The 14,591-nt window shown below is 72.4% G+C and carries 13 protein-coding genes; 5 read left to right on the plus strand and 8 right to left on the minus strand.

What is annotated here, in order from left to right:
• Nucleotides 1–43: 43 nt before the first annotated feature.
• Together PO879_RS00880 and PO879_RS00885 are read right to left on the minus strand one after the other, a co-directional pair.
• The gene (locus PO879_RS00880; protein WP_278236065.1) at nt 44–523 is read right to left on the minus strand and encodes a very short patch repair endonuclease; all 480 of its coding nucleotides are present in this window, start codon (nt 521–523) and stop codon (nt 44–46) included.
• Nucleotides 524–888: 365 nt separating this feature from the next.
• Nucleotides 889–2,010 (minus strand): Fic family protein, encoded by a 1,122-nt coding sequence (locus PO879_RS00885; RefSeq protein ID WP_278236066.1) that lies wholly within the window; start codon nt 2,008–2,010, stop codon nt 889–891.
• 181 nt (nt 2,011–2,191) lie between these two features.
• Here PO879_RS00885 and PO879_RS00890 point away from each other — a divergent pair, with 181 nt between their 5' ends.
• Nucleotides 2,192–3,652, plus strand: a complete 1,461-nt coding sequence (locus PO879_RS00890; protein ID WP_278236067.1) for a nucleobase:cation symporter-2 family protein — start codon at nt 2,192–2,194, stop codon at nt 3,650–3,652.
• A gap of 63 nt (nt 3,653–3,715) precedes the next feature.
• Here PO879_RS00890 and PO879_RS00895 read toward each other — a convergent pair whose 3' ends face one another.
• The 3 genes from PO879_RS00895 to PO879_RS00905 all read right to left on the minus strand — a co-directional run bounded on the left by PO879_RS00895 (nt 3,716) and on the right by PO879_RS00905 (nt 7,087).
• Nucleotides 3,716–5,167, minus strand: coding sequence for an ATP-binding protein (locus tag PO879_RS00895; RefSeq protein ID WP_278236068.1), 1,452 nt, complete (start codon nt 5,165–5,167; stop codon nt 3,716–3,718).
• Between the two features lie 39 nt (nt 5,168–5,206).
• Complete coding sequence (locus PO879_RS00900; RefSeq protein ID WP_278236069.1) at nt 5,207–6,439, minus strand: MFS transporter; 1,233 nt, start codon at nt 6,437–6,439, stop codon at nt 5,207–5,209.
• 78 nt (nt 6,440–6,517) lie between these two features.
• Entirely contained in the window at nt 6,518–7,087 is a 570-nt protein-coding gene (locus PO879_RS00905; RefSeq protein WP_278236070.1) for a GNAT family protein, read from the minus strand.
• Between the two features lie 105 nt (nt 7,088–7,192).
• On the opposite strand from PO879_RS00905, the gene PO879_RS00910 reads away from it, so the two are divergent.
• Nucleotides 7,193–8,356, plus strand: a complete 1,164-nt coding sequence (locus PO879_RS00910) for a GNAT family N-acetyltransferase (RefSeq protein ID WP_278236071.1) — start codon at nt 7,193–7,195, stop codon at nt 8,354–8,356.
• 139 nt (nt 8,357–8,495) lie between these two features.
• On the opposite strand, the gene PO879_RS00915 is transcribed toward PO879_RS00910, so the two are convergent.
• Nucleotides 8,496–9,611 (minus strand): endonuclease/exonuclease/phosphatase family protein, encoded by a 1,116-nt coding sequence (locus PO879_RS00915; protein ID WP_278236072.1) that lies wholly within the window; start codon nt 9,609–9,611, stop codon nt 8,496–8,498.
• A 148-nt stretch (nt 9,612–9,759) separates the two neighbouring features.
• Between PO879_RS00915 and PO879_RS00920 the strand changes: the two genes are divergently transcribed.
• Nucleotides 9,760–11,826 carry a thioredoxin domain-containing protein gene (locus PO879_RS00920; RefSeq protein WP_278236073.1) on the plus strand — a complete coding sequence of 689 codons (2,067 nt, stop codon included), beginning with the start codon at nt 9,760–9,762 and terminating at the stop codon, nt 11,824–11,826.
• A 50-nt stretch (nt 11,827–11,876) separates the two neighbouring features.
• On the opposite strand, the gene PO879_RS00925 is transcribed toward PO879_RS00920, so the two are convergent.
• Complete coding sequence (locus PO879_RS00925; RefSeq protein ID WP_278236074.1) at nt 11,877–12,635, minus strand: GH25 family lysozyme; 759 nt, start codon at nt 12,633–12,635, stop codon at nt 11,877–11,879.
• A 101-nt stretch (nt 12,636–12,736) separates the two neighbouring features.
• Here PO879_RS00925 and PO879_RS00930 point away from each other — a divergent pair, with 101 nt between their 5' ends.
• Nucleotides 12,737–13,117, plus strand: a complete 381-nt coding sequence (locus tag PO879_RS00930) for a DUF3817 domain-containing protein (RefSeq protein ID WP_278236075.1) — start codon at nt 12,737–12,739, stop codon at nt 13,115–13,117.
• 153 nt (nt 13,118–13,270) lie between these two features.
• Here the strand turns inward: PO879_RS00930 and PO879_RS00935 are convergent, their stop codons facing one another.
• Nucleotides 13,271–13,924, minus strand: a complete 654-nt coding sequence (locus PO879_RS00935) for an MBL fold metallo-hydrolase (RefSeq protein WP_278236076.1) — start codon at nt 13,922–13,924, stop codon at nt 13,271–13,273.
• Nucleotides 13,925–14,056: 132 nt separating this feature from the next.
• On the opposite strand from PO879_RS00935, the gene PO879_RS00940 reads away from it, so the two are divergent.
• Nucleotides 14,057–14,566 (plus strand): collagen-binding domain-containing protein, encoded by a 510-nt coding sequence (locus PO879_RS00940; protein ID WP_278236077.1) that lies wholly within the window; start codon nt 14,057–14,059, stop codon nt 14,564–14,566.
• Nucleotides 14,567–14,591: the final 25 nt, after the last annotated feature.

Here is a 14,591-nt window from a genome sequence, read left to right on the forward strand (position 1 = left end):
AGAGAGCCGGGCCGCGCGTGGGCTCCGAAGTGGACGCCGTGGCTTAGTTCGACAGTTTCCGCCTAACCGTCACGGGGTTCATTCTGGAGTGATACGTGGCAGCGATTCGATCTACGGCCGTCGCTGGCTCTTCGTGTTCCCACACGCGAAGCACCATCCAGCCTTGTTGCATCAGAACTCGATCCGTGTCGCGGTCGCGTGACTTGTTGGCACCGATCTTGGTGCGCCACCACTCACTGTTTGCGGTCGGCATAATGCCGTGCTCCTCGCAGCCATGCCAGAAGCAGCCATCAACAAAAACCGCCAACCTTGCACGAGTAAAGGCGATGTCGATGGAGCGACGCCGCTGCCCGGGAACTGGATATGCGACCCGATATCGTAGGCCGAGCGCGTGAAGTCGTAGTCGTAAGGAAAATTCAGGAGCGGTGTCGCGTCTCTTGGCCCGGCTCATACGCCGCGAGACGGTCCTCGACGAACTCCCTGGGTGTGCGGGCACGTGCTGCGGCCTCGGCGCCGAAGTCATTGGTGGCTCGTCATGGACGCGGCCCTCGGGTCCACGAATTTCGTGTTGATGAGGGGTGCTGCGGCTGAATCGTCAGCATGCTGTCATTCTAGCCGACCTGGAGCCGCGAGTGCACGCGCCATGTCTGCGTTGGTGATCAGGCCGATGCCAAGCACTGAGTGAGTCATCGGTGTGACCGCAAGGGTGGCTATAGCGCAACAATTGGGAGCAGACGAGTCACGGCACGCGCGGCCGGATCGTGGCCCCAGAGCGATCAATCGTTGTGGCTGTTCATGCACGACATTCGACGTCCTTGGCGTTTCCTGCTGAACCTTCCTGACCTCCCCAGCTCGTCGCCTGTACCTCGCCGGATACCGCGGGATGCGCTACCTCCCAGCGCTTCGCCGCAGCACCCCGAGCAGCCAAGGGTATGGATCAACCAGCGCCGTCCGGTCGGAACGGATCTCCTCCGCCAGCGCGCGGAGCGCCCCGCTCGCGGTGTAGTAGCGCCCCCGTGTCTGCCCGTGCGCTTGGAGAAGCCCTGCGCTGACCAGCCCCCGGAGGTCGCGGCTTGCCGTCTGCTCTTCGACGCCGGCCTGCTTGACGTAGGTCGGCCGCACGACGCGCAGACTGCGCACAGCATCGAACAGCGCGTCGCCCGTCCGTTCATGGAGGCCGTGCTGGGCGATGAGCTCGTCGAGCTCGACCCAGGTCCGGTCGGCCTCGTCGAATCGGCGGCGCAGCGTCTGTGCCTGCATGTGGTGGGCGCGCAGACTGAACTTGATCCACAGCCCCGCGTCGTTCTCGGGGTGCCAGGAGCCCTCGCCGGTGACCGCGAGGACGCGGTAGTAGTCGTCCGTGTTGTTGCCGAGCCATTCCTCGATGCTGGAGAACGTGGGTTCCAGCACCCGGTCCTGGGCGAGCATGAGGGTCTGCAGAGCGCGGGCCATCCGACCGTTGCCGTCCTTGAACGGATGGATCATCACCAGGTTCAAGTGCGCCATCGCCGCGTCGACCAGCGTGTCGGTGCCGTCGGTGCGCAGGGAGCGGACCAGTTCGTCGACCAGCCCGGGGACGTCGTCCGCCGACGGTCCTTCATAGACGGTGGCGTCGGCGGCCTCGTCGCGGACGTAGATCGGGCCGGGTCGAAACCGCCCCGGGTCCACGGAGAGGTCGTGCTCGAGCAGCATGAAGTGCAGCGACCGCAACGTCTGGGAGTCCACGGTGAACCCGTCGTCGGGCGCCATGCGCAGGATGTACGTCATCATGCGCCGGTAGCCGAGGATCTCGGACCAGGTGCGCTGATCGGCGCTCATCGGGGGTTCGTCGTCCACGGCAGCGAGCGCGTCCTGGTCCGAGACGGTGTAGCCCTCGATCGTGTTCGATCCCTGGATGGCGCGTGCCTGCGTCGTCCTCCGCATGCCGCTGGTCCAGCGCCGCGGCGTCCGCAGCATCATGGCGAGCGAGTCCCGCAGGTCGCGGATCTCGGCGATGATACTATGACTCAATTATTGTGTCATCGACGCCACCCGTGACGCAATGATTGAGTCATCGCGTCATCCGTGCGACCCGGCGCAAGAACTCACGCACCCGTAACACGCCCTCACCCCGTCCGAAACGCGCCCTTTCTAGCGTCGGCTCAACGCGCGCCGCCCGCGGCGCGATCTCCCGAGGACGAAGGGACCGGCGATGAGCGACGCGACGACCACCACGGAACCAGCAGCTCCGCCCGGCAAGCACCCGGTGGACGAGATCCCCCGTCTCGCACGGCTCTTCCCGCTCGGGCTGCAGCACGTGCTCGCCATGTACGCGGGAGCCGTCGCGGTCCCGCTCATCGTGGGCGGCGCCCTGGGCTACTCGGCCGAGGACCTGGCGTTCCTCATCAGCGCCGACCTGTTCGTCGCCGGCATCGCCTCGATCATCCAGTCCGTCGGCTTCTGGCGGTTCGGTGTCCGGCTGCCGCTGATGCAGGGTGTCACGTTCGCGGCGGTTGGCCCGATGATCAGCATCGGCACCACCTACGACATCACCGCGGTCTTCGGCGCCACCATCGCCTGCGGGTTGTTCATGATCCTCGTCGCGCCGTTCTTCTCGGCGCTGCTCCGGTTCTTCCCGCCGCTGGTCACCGGCACGGTCATCCTCATCATCGGCGTCTCGCTCATGGACGTCGCCGCGGGCTGGATCACGAACCAGAACGAGTCCGCCGCGCCGTCGGACCTCGGCCTCGCTGCCGGGACCCTGCTGTTCATCGTGCTGATCGAGCGGTTCGCCCCGGCCGCCATCGCCCGGGTCTCGGTGCTGATCGGCCTCGTGCTGGGCACCCTCGCCGCGCTGCCGATGGGCAAGGTCGACTGGTCGGGCGTGGGCGAGGCCGGCTGGTTCGCCGTGGTCACCCCGCTGCACTTCGGCGTGCCGACCTTCCCGCCGGCCGCCGTGCTCTCGATACTGGTCGTGGGCCTGGTGATCATGGTCGAGACCACCGGCGACATGATCGCCGTCGGCGAGATCGTCGACAAGAAGGTCACGAAGAAGCGCCTCGCCGACGGCCTGCGCGCCGACGGCCTGTCCACCGTGCTCGGCGGCTTCTTCAACACCTTCCCCTACACGGCGTTCGCCCAGAACGTCGGCCTGGTCAGCCTCACGGGCGTCGCCTCGCGGTTCGTCGCGACGATGGCCGGCCTCATCCTCATCGTCCTCGGTCTGGTGCCGAAGGTCAGCGCCGTCGTCGAGGGCGTGCCGAGCGCCGTGCTCGGCGGCGCCGGGATCGCGCTGTTCGGCATGGTCGCGGCCTCGGGCATCCGGTCGCTGACGCGGGTCCGCTTCAACAACAAGAACATCCTGGTGGTGGCCGTCTCCCTCGGCGTCGCGATGCTCCCGACGGTCACGCCCGAGATCTACGCCGAGTTCCCCACCTGGTTCCAGCTGATCTTCGACTCCGGCATCAGCGCCGGTGCGATCACCGCGATCCTGCTCAACCTGCTCCTCAACGGGGACCAGCTCACCGAGCAGGACACGCAGGAGATGGCACCGCACGACGCCGTCCGCGGCGTGCAGCCCGCCGTGCTGGGCCACGTCTCGCCCCCGGACCCGGCACCTGCCGAGCCGGACGGCGAGCCGGAGACCGCCGGCGAGACGAGCGAACGCCCCTGACCGGACCTCTCGTGCCCGACGGCGGAGACGCCGTCGGGCACGAGATGTCCGGCCGAGCCGGGCTCACCCGACGGTCAGCACCTCGGCCGCGGGGACGAGCCGCACGGAGGGGTCTGACGCTGCAGCCGCCTCCAGCCGCTCGGTGAATCCCGACCGCGCGGCCAGCACGATCTCCGCCTCGCCCACCTCGAGGCCGGCCTGCGCCAGCGCGGGGATCTTGTACCCGCGCAGGTCGCGCAGCACGTCGACGTCCATCGGCGCGGACGTCCACTTCGCCTCGGCCACGACCCGCACGGACGAGCCGTCGAGCGCGACGCCGTCGATCTCCTCGGTGAACCGCGTCCGGGCGCGGCGCAGCGGGTGCAGCGCGGACCCCCACCAGCCGCCGACCTCGGGGGCGTCCGCTCCCCGCTGGGCACGGATCCAGTCGCGGAGCACCCGCTCGAAGGTGGGGGCCACGTGGTCGGCCAACGACGGCGCCACCTGGGTCTCGACATATCCGCGAGGGTCCAGCCCGGCCTCGAGGTCTCCCCGGCGGGGGTGCACGAACCGGAACCAGAACCGCAGGAAGTCGTCGTCGCAGCGCCACTGTGTGTTGCGGCTCCGCGAGGAGGCGCCGACGGGTCGGTGGCGCGAGACCAGGTGGAGCTCCTCCAGCGTCGCGAGGTACTCGCTCAGTCTCTGCGCGGGAGTGTGCAGGGCGTTCGCGACGTCCCCGACGCTCTGCGGTCGGGCAGCGAGCGCGGCGAGGATCGACAGGTAGGTCGTGGGCTCGCGGAGCTCTGCCGAGAGCAGCGCGAACGGCTCGTTGAAGAGCGGTCCGTAGGGATCGACGACCTGATCGGTGACGGCTTCCAGCAGCGGACGTCCCGAGAGGGCTGCGAGGTAGCGCGGCATCCCGCCGGCGACGGCGTAGCGCTGCAGGCGCGTCTCGGGGTCGTCGTCGGGCATGAACTTCGCGGCGTGCGCGAACCGCAGGGGGCGCAGCCGCAGCGGCAGGGTCCGCCCGTGCAGCGGGTTCTTCTCGGCCTGCAGCGACTCCATGACCGACAGGGTCGAACCCGCGAGGACGAGCTGCAGCCGCGACCGGTCGCGCTCCTCCTCCAGGACGGCCTGGACCTCGGTCAGCTGACGGTCCTGCTCCGCGGCCGACGTTCCCAGGAGATAGGGGAACTCGTCGACCACCGCGAGGATCTTCTGGTCGCGGCCCAGCCGGAACAGCGTTCGCAGGAGGTCGGCGGCGTTCTCCAGCCGTGGTGTCACGCCGAGGTGCGGGGCGAGCTGGGCGGCGATCCGGTCGAGCTGCATACCGGGGGCGATCCGGTCGGCGACGAGCATGACGGCAGGCTTGCCGTGAGCGGCGCGGTGCAGCAGCCAGGACTTGCCGACGCGCCGACGTCCGGAGACGGCCAGGGGTTCGGGGCTGTCCGCCGTCCACCAGGCCTCGATCCGGCGCAGCTCGGCGGTGCGGTTGCGGAACTGCTCGACGCGCGGCCAGTCGTAACGGTCGATCATCGAGTTAGTCTAATCGTAACTAGGCTCATCGGGCCAGGGTTAGCGTGCGCCGCCGCCGTCCTCGGCCAGGACCTCCCCGACCCCGCGCTCCACGAGCGACCCGATCGGCGGGTTCGTCCGTTCCTCCCACAGCGCCACGGCCAGCGCCAGCACCACGATCCCGGCCCCCACCAGCGGCACGGACCGCACCCCGACGAGCGACACGAGCAGCGCCCCGAGGCCGGACCCGCCGGCGATCCCGAGGTTGAACAGCGACGACGAGATCGCCTGGCCCATGTTCGTCCCGCGCGGCGAGATCAGCAGCACCCGGTGCGACAGCACGGGCGGCACTGTGGAGAACGAGAACCCGAACAGCGCGAGGAACGCCACCGCGGCGACGGGCCACGACCCGAGGGTCCACAGCCCGACGAGTGCCACGACCAGCACGATCATGCCCACCAGGAGCGCCCCCACGGGCCGCCGGTCGAGGAACCGCCCGACCGTCACGGCCCCGACGACACCCGCCCCGCCCTGCAGCAGCAGGAGCACGGGCAGGTCGGACTGCGAGAACCCGGCGACGTCGATGAGGAACTGGGTGACGAACGTGATCATGCCGAACGACCCCGTCACGGCGAGCACGGTGACGACCATGAGCGAGACGTACCGCCGCATCGAGGGGAACGGCGCCTCGCTCGCCCCGCCGGACCGCGGCGACACCGCCGGGAACAGCACGATGACGACGACCATGATGACCGCGGACACGGCGGCGACGGCGGCGAACGACCACCGCCACGACGTCGCCTCGCCGAGCCACGTCCCGGCCGGCACGCCGAGCACCGGGCCGAGCGAGTTGCCGATCGCCAGCCGGGCCATCGCCCGGCCGCGGACGCCGGGCGGGAAGAGCCCGGCCGTCGCCGGGACGACGGCGACCCAGAACAGCGCCTGCGCCATCGCGGTCACCACGCGCGCCGCCATGAGCTGCTCGTACGACGGCGTCAGCGCGGCCCACAGGGTCGCCACCGCGGCGACGCCCGCGCAGGCGGCGAGCACCCATCGACGTTGCAGGTGCCGGGTCAGGTGCGCCAGCGGCACCGAGGTCACCAGCACGACGAGCGCGTAGACGGTCACGAGCAGCCCGATGGCGGCCGTGGTGCGGTCGAGGTCGGGCGCCATGAGGGTGAGCAGGCCCGCGGGGAGCTGTTCGACGGTGACGAACAGGAACGTCGACGAGGCCATCGCCAGGAGGATGACGGTGGCGCGGCGGGGGTCGACGGCGGGCCCGGCAGTGCTCATCGAATCGATTCTACGAGTCGTCGCGTCGCGCCGCCCCCACGAGCCCTCAGGGCATGGTCGGCGAGGAGAGAGGGAGGATCAGGGACGCTTCCAGTCGCTGTCGAGCATCCCGTAGACCAGGGTGTCGGTCCACTCGCCCTTGGACCACCAGTCCGCGCGCAGGTACCCCTCGCGCTGCATCCCGACACGCTCGCAGAGCTTCGCCGACGCCGTGTTGCGGGCGTCGAGCTGGGCCACCACGCGGTGCATCCGGTACCGGTCGAACGCGATCGCCAGCAGCGACCGCAGCGCCTCGGTCGCGTACCCCTTGCCGGTGTGCTGCGGGTGGAACGCCCAGCCGACCTCGCCGCGCGAGGACGTGTCCCCGGTCGTCCACAGGGCGATGTCGCCGACGACGACCCCCTCGTGCTCCACGACCAGCGCCAGCGCCGACCCCGGCTCGTGGATCCCGTCGCGCAGCATCCGCCGCGCGACGTTGATCTCCGCCTCCTCGCGCGTCCACGGCTCCTCGAGCAGGAACCGGGCGACCTCCGGGTCGCTGTAGTACGCGAGCATCGGCTCGACGTCGTCCTCCCGGTAGGTGCGCAGCACCAGGCGGCTCGTCCGCACAGGCAGGACGGCGCGCAGGGGAGCGGTCGGATCGGTCACGGTGTGGAACCCTAACCCGCCGCGGCGGCGCTCACCCGCCGCGAGACCCGGCGTCGGAGGCGAAATTCCATGGCGTCCGCGCCACGCTCCGGTCATCGTGGAGTCATGCACTGGCGCATCGTCGAGGCCCCGCACGCGGACGGCCCCGACCACCCGGACGCGTGGGCCTACCGCGGGATCGCGGAGGTCGAGCGCGCGGTCTCCCTCGCCGACCGCGGCCTCGCCGACGGCGCCCCCACGGCGCGGGAGATCACGGTCGCCATGGCCGACCAGACCTACCGCCGCCGCCACCGCCTCGTCGCGGTGGACGACGGCGCCACACCGGCCGACGGCGGCACCCTGCCCGACGGCGGCACCCCGGCGGGCGGGCCGCGCGTCCTCGGGCACGGGGTCGTCGGCTGCGACCTGCTCGACAACGTCGACGTCGCCGACGTGCACGTCGCCGTCCACCCGGACCACCGGGGCCGGGGGATCGGTGCGGCGCTGGTCGACGCCGTCGTCGACCGCTCCCGCGCCGTGGGGCGCAGCCGTCTCCTGGTCGAGGTCGAGTTCGCCGTCGAGCCGCCCGCCGACGCCCCGGACGCCGTCGTCGCGCCCACCGGCAACGGCCGGATCTCGGCCGGACTGCCCGGGCTCCGGCTCGCCCGCGCCGCCGGCCTGGACCTGAAGATGATCGCCCGCCGCTCCGTCCTCGACCTGCCCGCCGACGCCGACGTCGTCGCCCGCCTCGAGCACGAGGCGCGCGCCGCCGCGGGGTCGGACTACCGCCTGCACGTGTGGGAGGACGACATCCCCGACCGGTGGCTCGCCGGGTACGCGGCCCTCATCGAGCGGCTGACCATCGACGAGCCCAACCCGGGTCTCGATCTCGAGCCCGAGTACTGGGACGCCGCCCGGCTGCGCTACGAGATCGAGCAGGCCCGCGCCGTGGGGAGCCGGTTCGTCACCACCTGCGCCGAGCACGAGCCCACCGGCGAGCTCGTCGCGGCGACGCTGCTCGACCACGACCCGCAGCACCCGGCCTACTCCGACCAGCAGACCACCGTCGTCATGCCGGAGCACCGCGGGCGCCGGCTCGGGATGCTGGTCAAGTGCGCCAACCTGCGCGAGCACGCCCGGCGGTGGCCCGACGCCGAACGCATCTGGACGTGGAACAACGAGGACAACCCGCACATGCTCGCGATCAACGTCGCGATGGGGTTCCGGCCGGCCGGCGGGTCGGCGGTCCTCGAGGGCGACGTCGCCGCCGTGGGCCCGCTGTCCCGCTGATCTGACGGGTCGGATCGGCATCACATCGGCAGTTCGTGGTCGGATCGGCAGTTCAAAGTGCCGACCCGGCCACGAACTGCCGATCCGATGCCGACCTGACGCCGACGAGCCGCCGGTCAGCGCAGAACGGCCCCCACCGCTAGAGCCGGAACTCGGCCACGACGCCCGCGTGGTCCGAGAGCCAGAAGGGCGGCGCCGCCTGGAACGGCTGGTCCCCGACGAGCTCGGCCCGGCTGCCGTCCGACCGCGCGGCGCCGCGTCCGAGGACGAGGTCGATCCGGTGGTCCAGCGTCGAGTCGACGTTGTTGAGCGCCCCGGGGGCCAGCGGCGGCGTGTTCGACCGCTGGCAGCAGGTGGAGCCCGCGCCCAGCACGTCCTCGTCCCAGGCGTCCCGGAGCTTGCCCCGTGCGGTGAGCTGTGCGTAGCTCGTCGTGGTCGACCCGTCGGCGGCGGAGTTGACGTCGCCCACCACGATGACCGTGCCGCCGCGCGCCGGGCCGGCCAGGAGCTCGGCCGCCTGGGCCTGCTGGATCTCCGGGAAGGCCGCGATCTCGAGGTGGGTGGTGACGAACCGGAACGGCTGTCTGTCCAGGGTCGCGTCGATGCTGGCCCAGCCCCGGTCGAAGGAGATCGGACCGATGGGGGTGTCGAAGGCCCCCTGCGCCGCGTACCGACCGCTGCGGGGGTCGTCCCAGCGCAGGCCGGGCGTGTCGTCGTTGACGAGGATGACGTCACGGTCGTCCAGCTGCACCGCGCACGTGACGAAGGGAGGCGTGGGGACCAGGCAGCCGGGGAGCGCCAACGGGACCGGCCCGATCGAGGCGTTCTCCGACACCGCGGCGACCGAGTAGTCCAGACCGCGCTCGTCGAGCGCCGCCTGGAGGATCGCCAGGAAGTCGTAGCCCTCTGGCGCACCGGGCCCCGTGGTGGTCCAGCGGGCGACCTCCTGGAGGCCGATCAGGTCCGGGCCGTGCGCCTCGATCTCGTCGGCGACGGCCTCGGCACGGGCCGGGAAGTCGGTGTACTGGACCGTGGCGTACATCTGCGCCACGGCCGCCACGAGCTGGTCCGGCGTCGTCGCCGTCAGGGCGGGGTCCAGGCTGGTCCCCACGTAGAGGTTCTGGGTCATGACCACCAGGTCGTCCCCGCCTGGCGGCGTGGCCTGGGCGGGCGCCGTGGGGACGGCGGCGAGCAGGGCCACGGCCAGGGCGGCCGGCAGCGCGCGGAACCGGGTGGGCGGGATGCTCCGTCGCATCACGGCCGCCTTTCGACGAGACCGGCTCCCTGCCGGAGTGGCGGGGGCTCGGCGAGACTCATTCTGCTCCGGCGCTGCCGCGCTCGCAGCGGATCCGCGCAGAGCCCTCGACACCACGTGGTCGGCACGGGCGCGTAGCGTGGGGGGCATGGCCGACCGACTTCGCTCCGCCACGTCCCCCTACCTGAGGCAGCACGCCGACAACCCGGTCGACTGGTGGCCGTGGAGCGAGGCCGCCTTCGCCGAGGCCCGCCGTCGTGACGTGCCCGTCCTGCTCTCCGTCGGCTACGCCGCCTGCCACTGGTGCCACGTCATGGCGCACGAGTCCTTCGAGGACGACGAGGTCGCCGCGGTGATCAACGAGCACTTCGTGCCGATCAAGGTCGACCGCGAGGAGCGCCCCGACGTCGACGCCGTCTACATGGCCGCCACCACCGCCATGACCGGGCAGGGCGGCTGGCCGATGACGGCGTTCCTCACGCCGGACGCCGAGGCCTTCCACTGCGGCACCTATTTCCCGCGCGAGCAGTTCCTCGAGGTGCTCGGCGCCGTCCGCGACGCCTGGGCCGACGCCCGCGACGCCGTCACCCAGCGCGCCGGCGCCGTCACCGAGGCGATCGCACGGACCACGTCGGGCATGCCGGCCGCCCCGCTGGACGACGCCGAGCTCGCCGCCGCCGTGCAGACCCTGCGCGGCGAGGCGGACACCACGCACGGCGGGTTCGGCGGCGCCCCCAAGTTCCCGCCGTCGATGACCCTCGACCACCTGCTGCGCCACCACGCCCGCACCGGCGACCCCGCGGCGCTGGAGATGGTGGAGCGCACCTGCACCGCGATGGCCCGCGGCGGCATCTACGACCAGCTCGGCGGCGGGTTCGCCCGGTACGCCGTCGACGCCGCCTGGGTCGTGCCGCACTTCGAGAAGATGCTGGCCGACAACGCCCAGCTCCTCGGCGTCTACGCCCGCTGGTGGCGCGCCACCGGCTCTCCGCTCGCCGAGCGCGTCGCCCAGGAGACCGCGGGCTTCATCCTGCGCGACCTGGCCACCTCCTCGCGCGGCTTCGCCTCCTCCCTCGACGCGGACACGGTGGTCGACGGACGCGGCGTCGAGGGCCTCACCTACGTGTGGACGCCCGCCCAGCTGCGTGAGGTCCTCGGGAACGACGACGGCGACCGCGCCGCGCAGGTCCTCGGCGTCACCGAGCAGGGCACCTTCGAGCACGGCACCTCCACGCTGCAGATGCCGACCGACCCCGATCCGCAGTGGTGGGCCGACGTCCGGGCCCGGCTGCGCATCGCCCGCCTGGAGCGCCCGCAGCCGCACCGGGACGACAAGGTCGTCACCGCCTGGAACGGCATCGCGATCGCCACCCTCGCCGACGCCGGCGCCATGATGGACCAGCCGCTGTGGGTGGCCGCCGCCCGCCACTGCGCCTCGTTCCTGCTCGCCGAGCACGTCGTCGAGGGGCGGCTGCGGCGGGCGTCCCGCGGCGGCCTCGTCGGGGACGCGCCGGCCGTCGCCGCCGACCACGGCGACCTGGCGCGCGGCCTGCTGTGCCTGCACCAGGCCACCGGCGAGGCGCAGTGGCTCGACTCCGCGGTGCAGCTGCTGGACACCGCGATCGAGCTGTTCGCGGCGGAGGACGGCAGCTTCTACGACGTCGGGTCCGACGCCGAGCGCCTCGTCGTGCGCACCCGCGACCCCAGCGACGGCCCCGAGCCGTCGGGCCAGTCGGCGATGGCCGAGGCGCTGTTCACCGCCGCCGCGCTCACCGGGTCCGAGCGGTACCGCCGGCTCGCCGAGGACGCCGTGCGGGCCTCCGGCACCCTCGCCCGGCGCGCCCCCCGGTTCGCCGGCGGGGTCCTCGCCGCGGCCGAGGCGCTCGCGGACGGGCCGCGGCAGGTCGCCGTGGTCGGGGCGCGGGCCGGCGGTGACGGCGGTGTGCTCCTGGACGCGAGCCGCGCCGGGATCGGGGTACGCCACGTGGACGACGACGTCGGGTCCGGCCGGGCGGCCGAGCTGCTGCACGCCGCACGTCGTGCGCACACCGCGGGCGCCGTCGTCGTCCCCGGGATGCCGGACATGTCCGGGGTGCCGCTGCTCGCCGACCGGCAGCTCGTGGACGGCGAACCTGCCGCCTACGTGTGCCGCGGGTTCGTGTGCGACCGGCCGGTGACCACCCCGGAGGAGCTCACCGCGGTCCTCGAACGCTGACCCGCGACCGGTCGACAGGGCAGGCGGCCCGGGTCTCGGGGACGGCCCGGTCAGGGCAGCGTGAGGGCGTCCAGGTCGCCGAGCGAGCCGTCGAAGACGTTCATGTCGATGTGCTCCTCCTCGCCGACGTACCCGTCCAGGTGGTCCCGGTCGGAGTACTGCCAGAACTCCCAGCTCTCGCGCGGCAGGTCCGGGGTGAGCGCGACCGACCGGATCCACAGCGGGTACCGGTCGTAGTCGTCGCCGAGGTAGGAGCTGCGCAGCTCCTGGGTCGTGTAGATGATCGGCGGCGCGCCGTAGTGCGCCTCGAGGTCGGCCAGCAGGGGGTCGAGGATGCCGCGCAGCTCGTCCCGGCTCGGCGGGTCGGTGATGAACTCGCCGTAGTACTCCACGTCCACCACGGGCGGCAGCGTGCCGGCGTCGGCCGGTACCTGGGAGATCATGTGCGCCGCCTGGCGCTCCCCGGGGCTCTCGAAGCTGAGGAAGTGGTAGGCGCCGACCACCAGGTCCGTGCTCCGTGCACCGTCCCAGTTGGCCGCGAACCGCTCGTCGACGTGGCTGGAGCCCTCGGTCGCCTTGATGAACGCGAAGTCGAGGTCCTGGGCGGCCAGCACCGGCCAGTCGATCTCTCCTTGATAGTTCGAGACGTCGACGCCGCGCACCTCGTACCCGCCGACCAGGAACCGGTTCGGCCAGACCACGCCGTTCCACACCAGCACCGCCAGCACGCCTGTCACCAGCGCGAGCGCGCCGAGACCCGCCGCCGTCCACCGCAGCCACCGCCGTCGTCCGGCCCTCCGCACGCCCATGCGTCGATCCTCGCAGGTCGTGGGGCAGATCACGGAACCCCGTGCCGCGGCCGCACGTTGCCCAGGACGACCCCGCCCGTCCACCCCGAAGGACCTCTCGAATGCCCGCGCCTGCCACCGCCGTCCCGCCGCTGACCGGCCTCGGCCGCCTCTTCGCCGTCGTCGCCTGGGTCGAGGCCTTCACCTGGGCCGGGCTGCTCGTGGGCATGTACCTCGAGCACGTCGCGGGCGTCACCGACCTCGGCGTCTGGCTGTTCGGGCGGCTGCACGGCGGGGCGTTCGTCGCGTACGGCGTCGTCGCGCTGGTCGTCGCCGTGCGGTACCGGTGGGGGTTGTGGCGCACCCTCGTGGCGCTCGCCGCCGCGGTCCCGCCGCTGACGACGATCCTCGCCGAGGTGTGGCTGCGCCGCACGGGACACCTCACCGCGCCCGAGGCGCGCGCCGAGCGCGAGCCCGTCGCCGGGGCGGCCCCGCGCGGATGACGCGCTACCGGTGACGAGTGCCGGTCGGCTGTTTGCCTGATCATGACCCGTTCGGCGCACACGCGTCGGACTCCCTGGCGAGGGTGACGTCACCCACACCCTCAGGGAGACCGCACCCGTGCTCACCGCTCGCCGGCGAGCGGCAGGTCCCGGTCAGGGGACCGTGATCTCCTCGCCGACGGCGGGCCGCACCGTGCGGGTCACGCCCTCGCGCTGCAGCGAGGTCAGCACGCGGTCGGCGATCGACAGACCGGTGTCGTTGAGCAGCCCGTCGTGCACGCCGACGACGGTGTGCGGCGCGATCTCGCGGACGTACCGGACGAGGTCCACGGCCCGCAGCCACGGGGCGTCGACCGGGGTGACCAGCACGGGGACCGGCCCGTCCCAGGGCGTGTGCCGGTCGCCGGTGACGAGGACCGTCCCGGCGACGAAGTAGGCGAGGTTCTCCGGCCCGGCCGTCTCGGGGTGCATCGCGGCGTGCTCCCCGCCTCCGACGACGACGTCGAGACCGGCGACGGACACCTCGTCGCCGGGGGAGAGGACCTGCCACCGCGCGGCGGTCTCCGCGTCGAGCGCGGCGCGCACCGAGGCCGGTCCGAGGACCGGGATCCCGCGCCGCAGCGCGTCGGCCAGGACCGCCGGGTCGGCGTGGTCGGGGTGCTCGTGCGTGACCAGCACGGCGTCCACCCGGTCGAGGTCCGGCGCGGGCCAGAACTCCCCCGGGTCGACCAGGACCCGGCCGCCGTCGGCCACGATCTCGAGGCAGGCGTGGTGGTGCGTGACGATCCGCAACGCTGGCTCGGTCATGCTTCCCGACCCTAGCGCCGGCGCGCTCCGACGTGCGCTCCCACGATCTCGCGTTTAGCGTGCTGGCAGCAACTGCTGCCCGGGGCGCGCGCAGGACGCGTCAGGGGCGCCGCCGGTGAAGTAGGAGTTGGGATGACGCGTGCCGCTCGGGAGATCCGCCGTTCCGTCCGCCGCGCGACGGCCCGGCTCGGGGCCCTCGCCGTCGCCACGGGACTCGTGGGGGCCGCGGCGGTCGCCCCGGCCCAGGCCGTCGTCGAGCGGTACGACCCCTTCGCGGTGAACCAGGGCTTCTCCGCCGTGGCGACCGGCGACGCCCGGCTCAACAACGGCGAGTTCGAGGGGTCGGTCGCCGCGTTCGGCAGCCTGTCCACGACCAGCCAGAACTACCCGTTCATCCACCAGGCCGCGGGCAGCCCGGACTACACCGTGCCGACCGTCGACGGGGACCCGGTGCGGGCGCTCGCGGACCGCTTCACCGGCGCCGGGGCGTTCACGGTGACCAACCGCGACGACTCGGGAACGATCGCCCCGGACTCGCCCGAGGCCACCGCGACGGCGAAGCTCGTCGACCTCGCGGGCGTCTCGGCGGCCGAGCGGGGTTCGGGGTACACGCGCCTGACCAACGCCGCCGGGGGTACCTAAGACCTGGAGCGCCTGCCGTACGACG

The organism is Isoptericola sp. AK164, from assembly GCF_029643425.1.
Classification (GTDB): domain Bacteria; phylum Actinomycetota; class Actinomycetes; order Actinomycetales; family Cellulomonadaceae; genus Isoptericola; species Isoptericola haloaureus.

What these genes read in the sequence shown, in the direction of transcription:
- PO879_RS00920 (WP_278236073.1), top strand. Translation starts at nt 9,760, where the DNA reads ATGGCCGACCGACTTCGCTCCGCCACGTCCCCCTACCTGAGGCAGCAC.
- PO879_RS00910 (WP_278236071.1), top strand. Translation starts at nt 7,193, where the DNA reads ATGCACTGGCGCATCGTCGAGGCCCCGCACGCGGACGGCCCCGACCAC.
- PO879_RS00895 (WP_278236068.1), bottom strand. Translation starts at nt 5,167, where the DNA reads ATGATCGACCGTTACGACTGGCCGCGCGTCGAGCAGTTCCGCAACCGC.
- PO879_RS00915 (WP_278236072.1), bottom strand. Translation starts at nt 9,611, where the DNA reads ATGCGACGGAGCATCCCGCCCACCCGGTTCCGCGCGCTGCCGGCCGCC.
- PO879_RS00930 (WP_278236075.1), top strand. Translation starts at nt 12,737, where the DNA reads ATGCCCGCGCCTGCCACCGCCGTCCCGCCGCTGACCGGCCTCGGCCGC.
- PO879_RS00940 (WP_278236077.1), top strand. Translation starts at nt 14,057, where the DNA reads ATGACGCGTGCCGCTCGGGAGATCCGCCGTTCCGTCCGCCGCGCGACG.
- PO879_RS00925 (WP_278236074.1), bottom strand. Translation starts at nt 12,635, where the DNA reads ATGGGCGTGCGGAGGGCCGGACGACGGCGGTGGCTGCGGTGGACGGCG.
- PO879_RS00935 (WP_278236076.1), bottom strand. Translation starts at nt 13,924, where the DNA reads ATGACCGAGCCAGCGTTGCGGATCGTCACGCACCACCACGCCTGCCTC.
- PO879_RS00890 (WP_278236067.1), top strand. Translation starts at nt 2,192, where the DNA reads ATGAGCGACGCGACGACCACCACGGAACCAGCAGCTCCGCCCGGCAAG.
- PO879_RS00900 (WP_278236069.1), bottom strand. Translation starts at nt 6,439, where the DNA reads ATGAGCACTGCCGGGCCCGCCGTCGACCCCCGCCGCGCCACCGTCATC.
- PO879_RS00880 (WP_278236065.1), bottom strand. Translation starts at nt 523, where the DNA reads ATGACTTCGGCGCCGAGGCCGCAGCACGTGCCCGCACACCCAGGGAGT.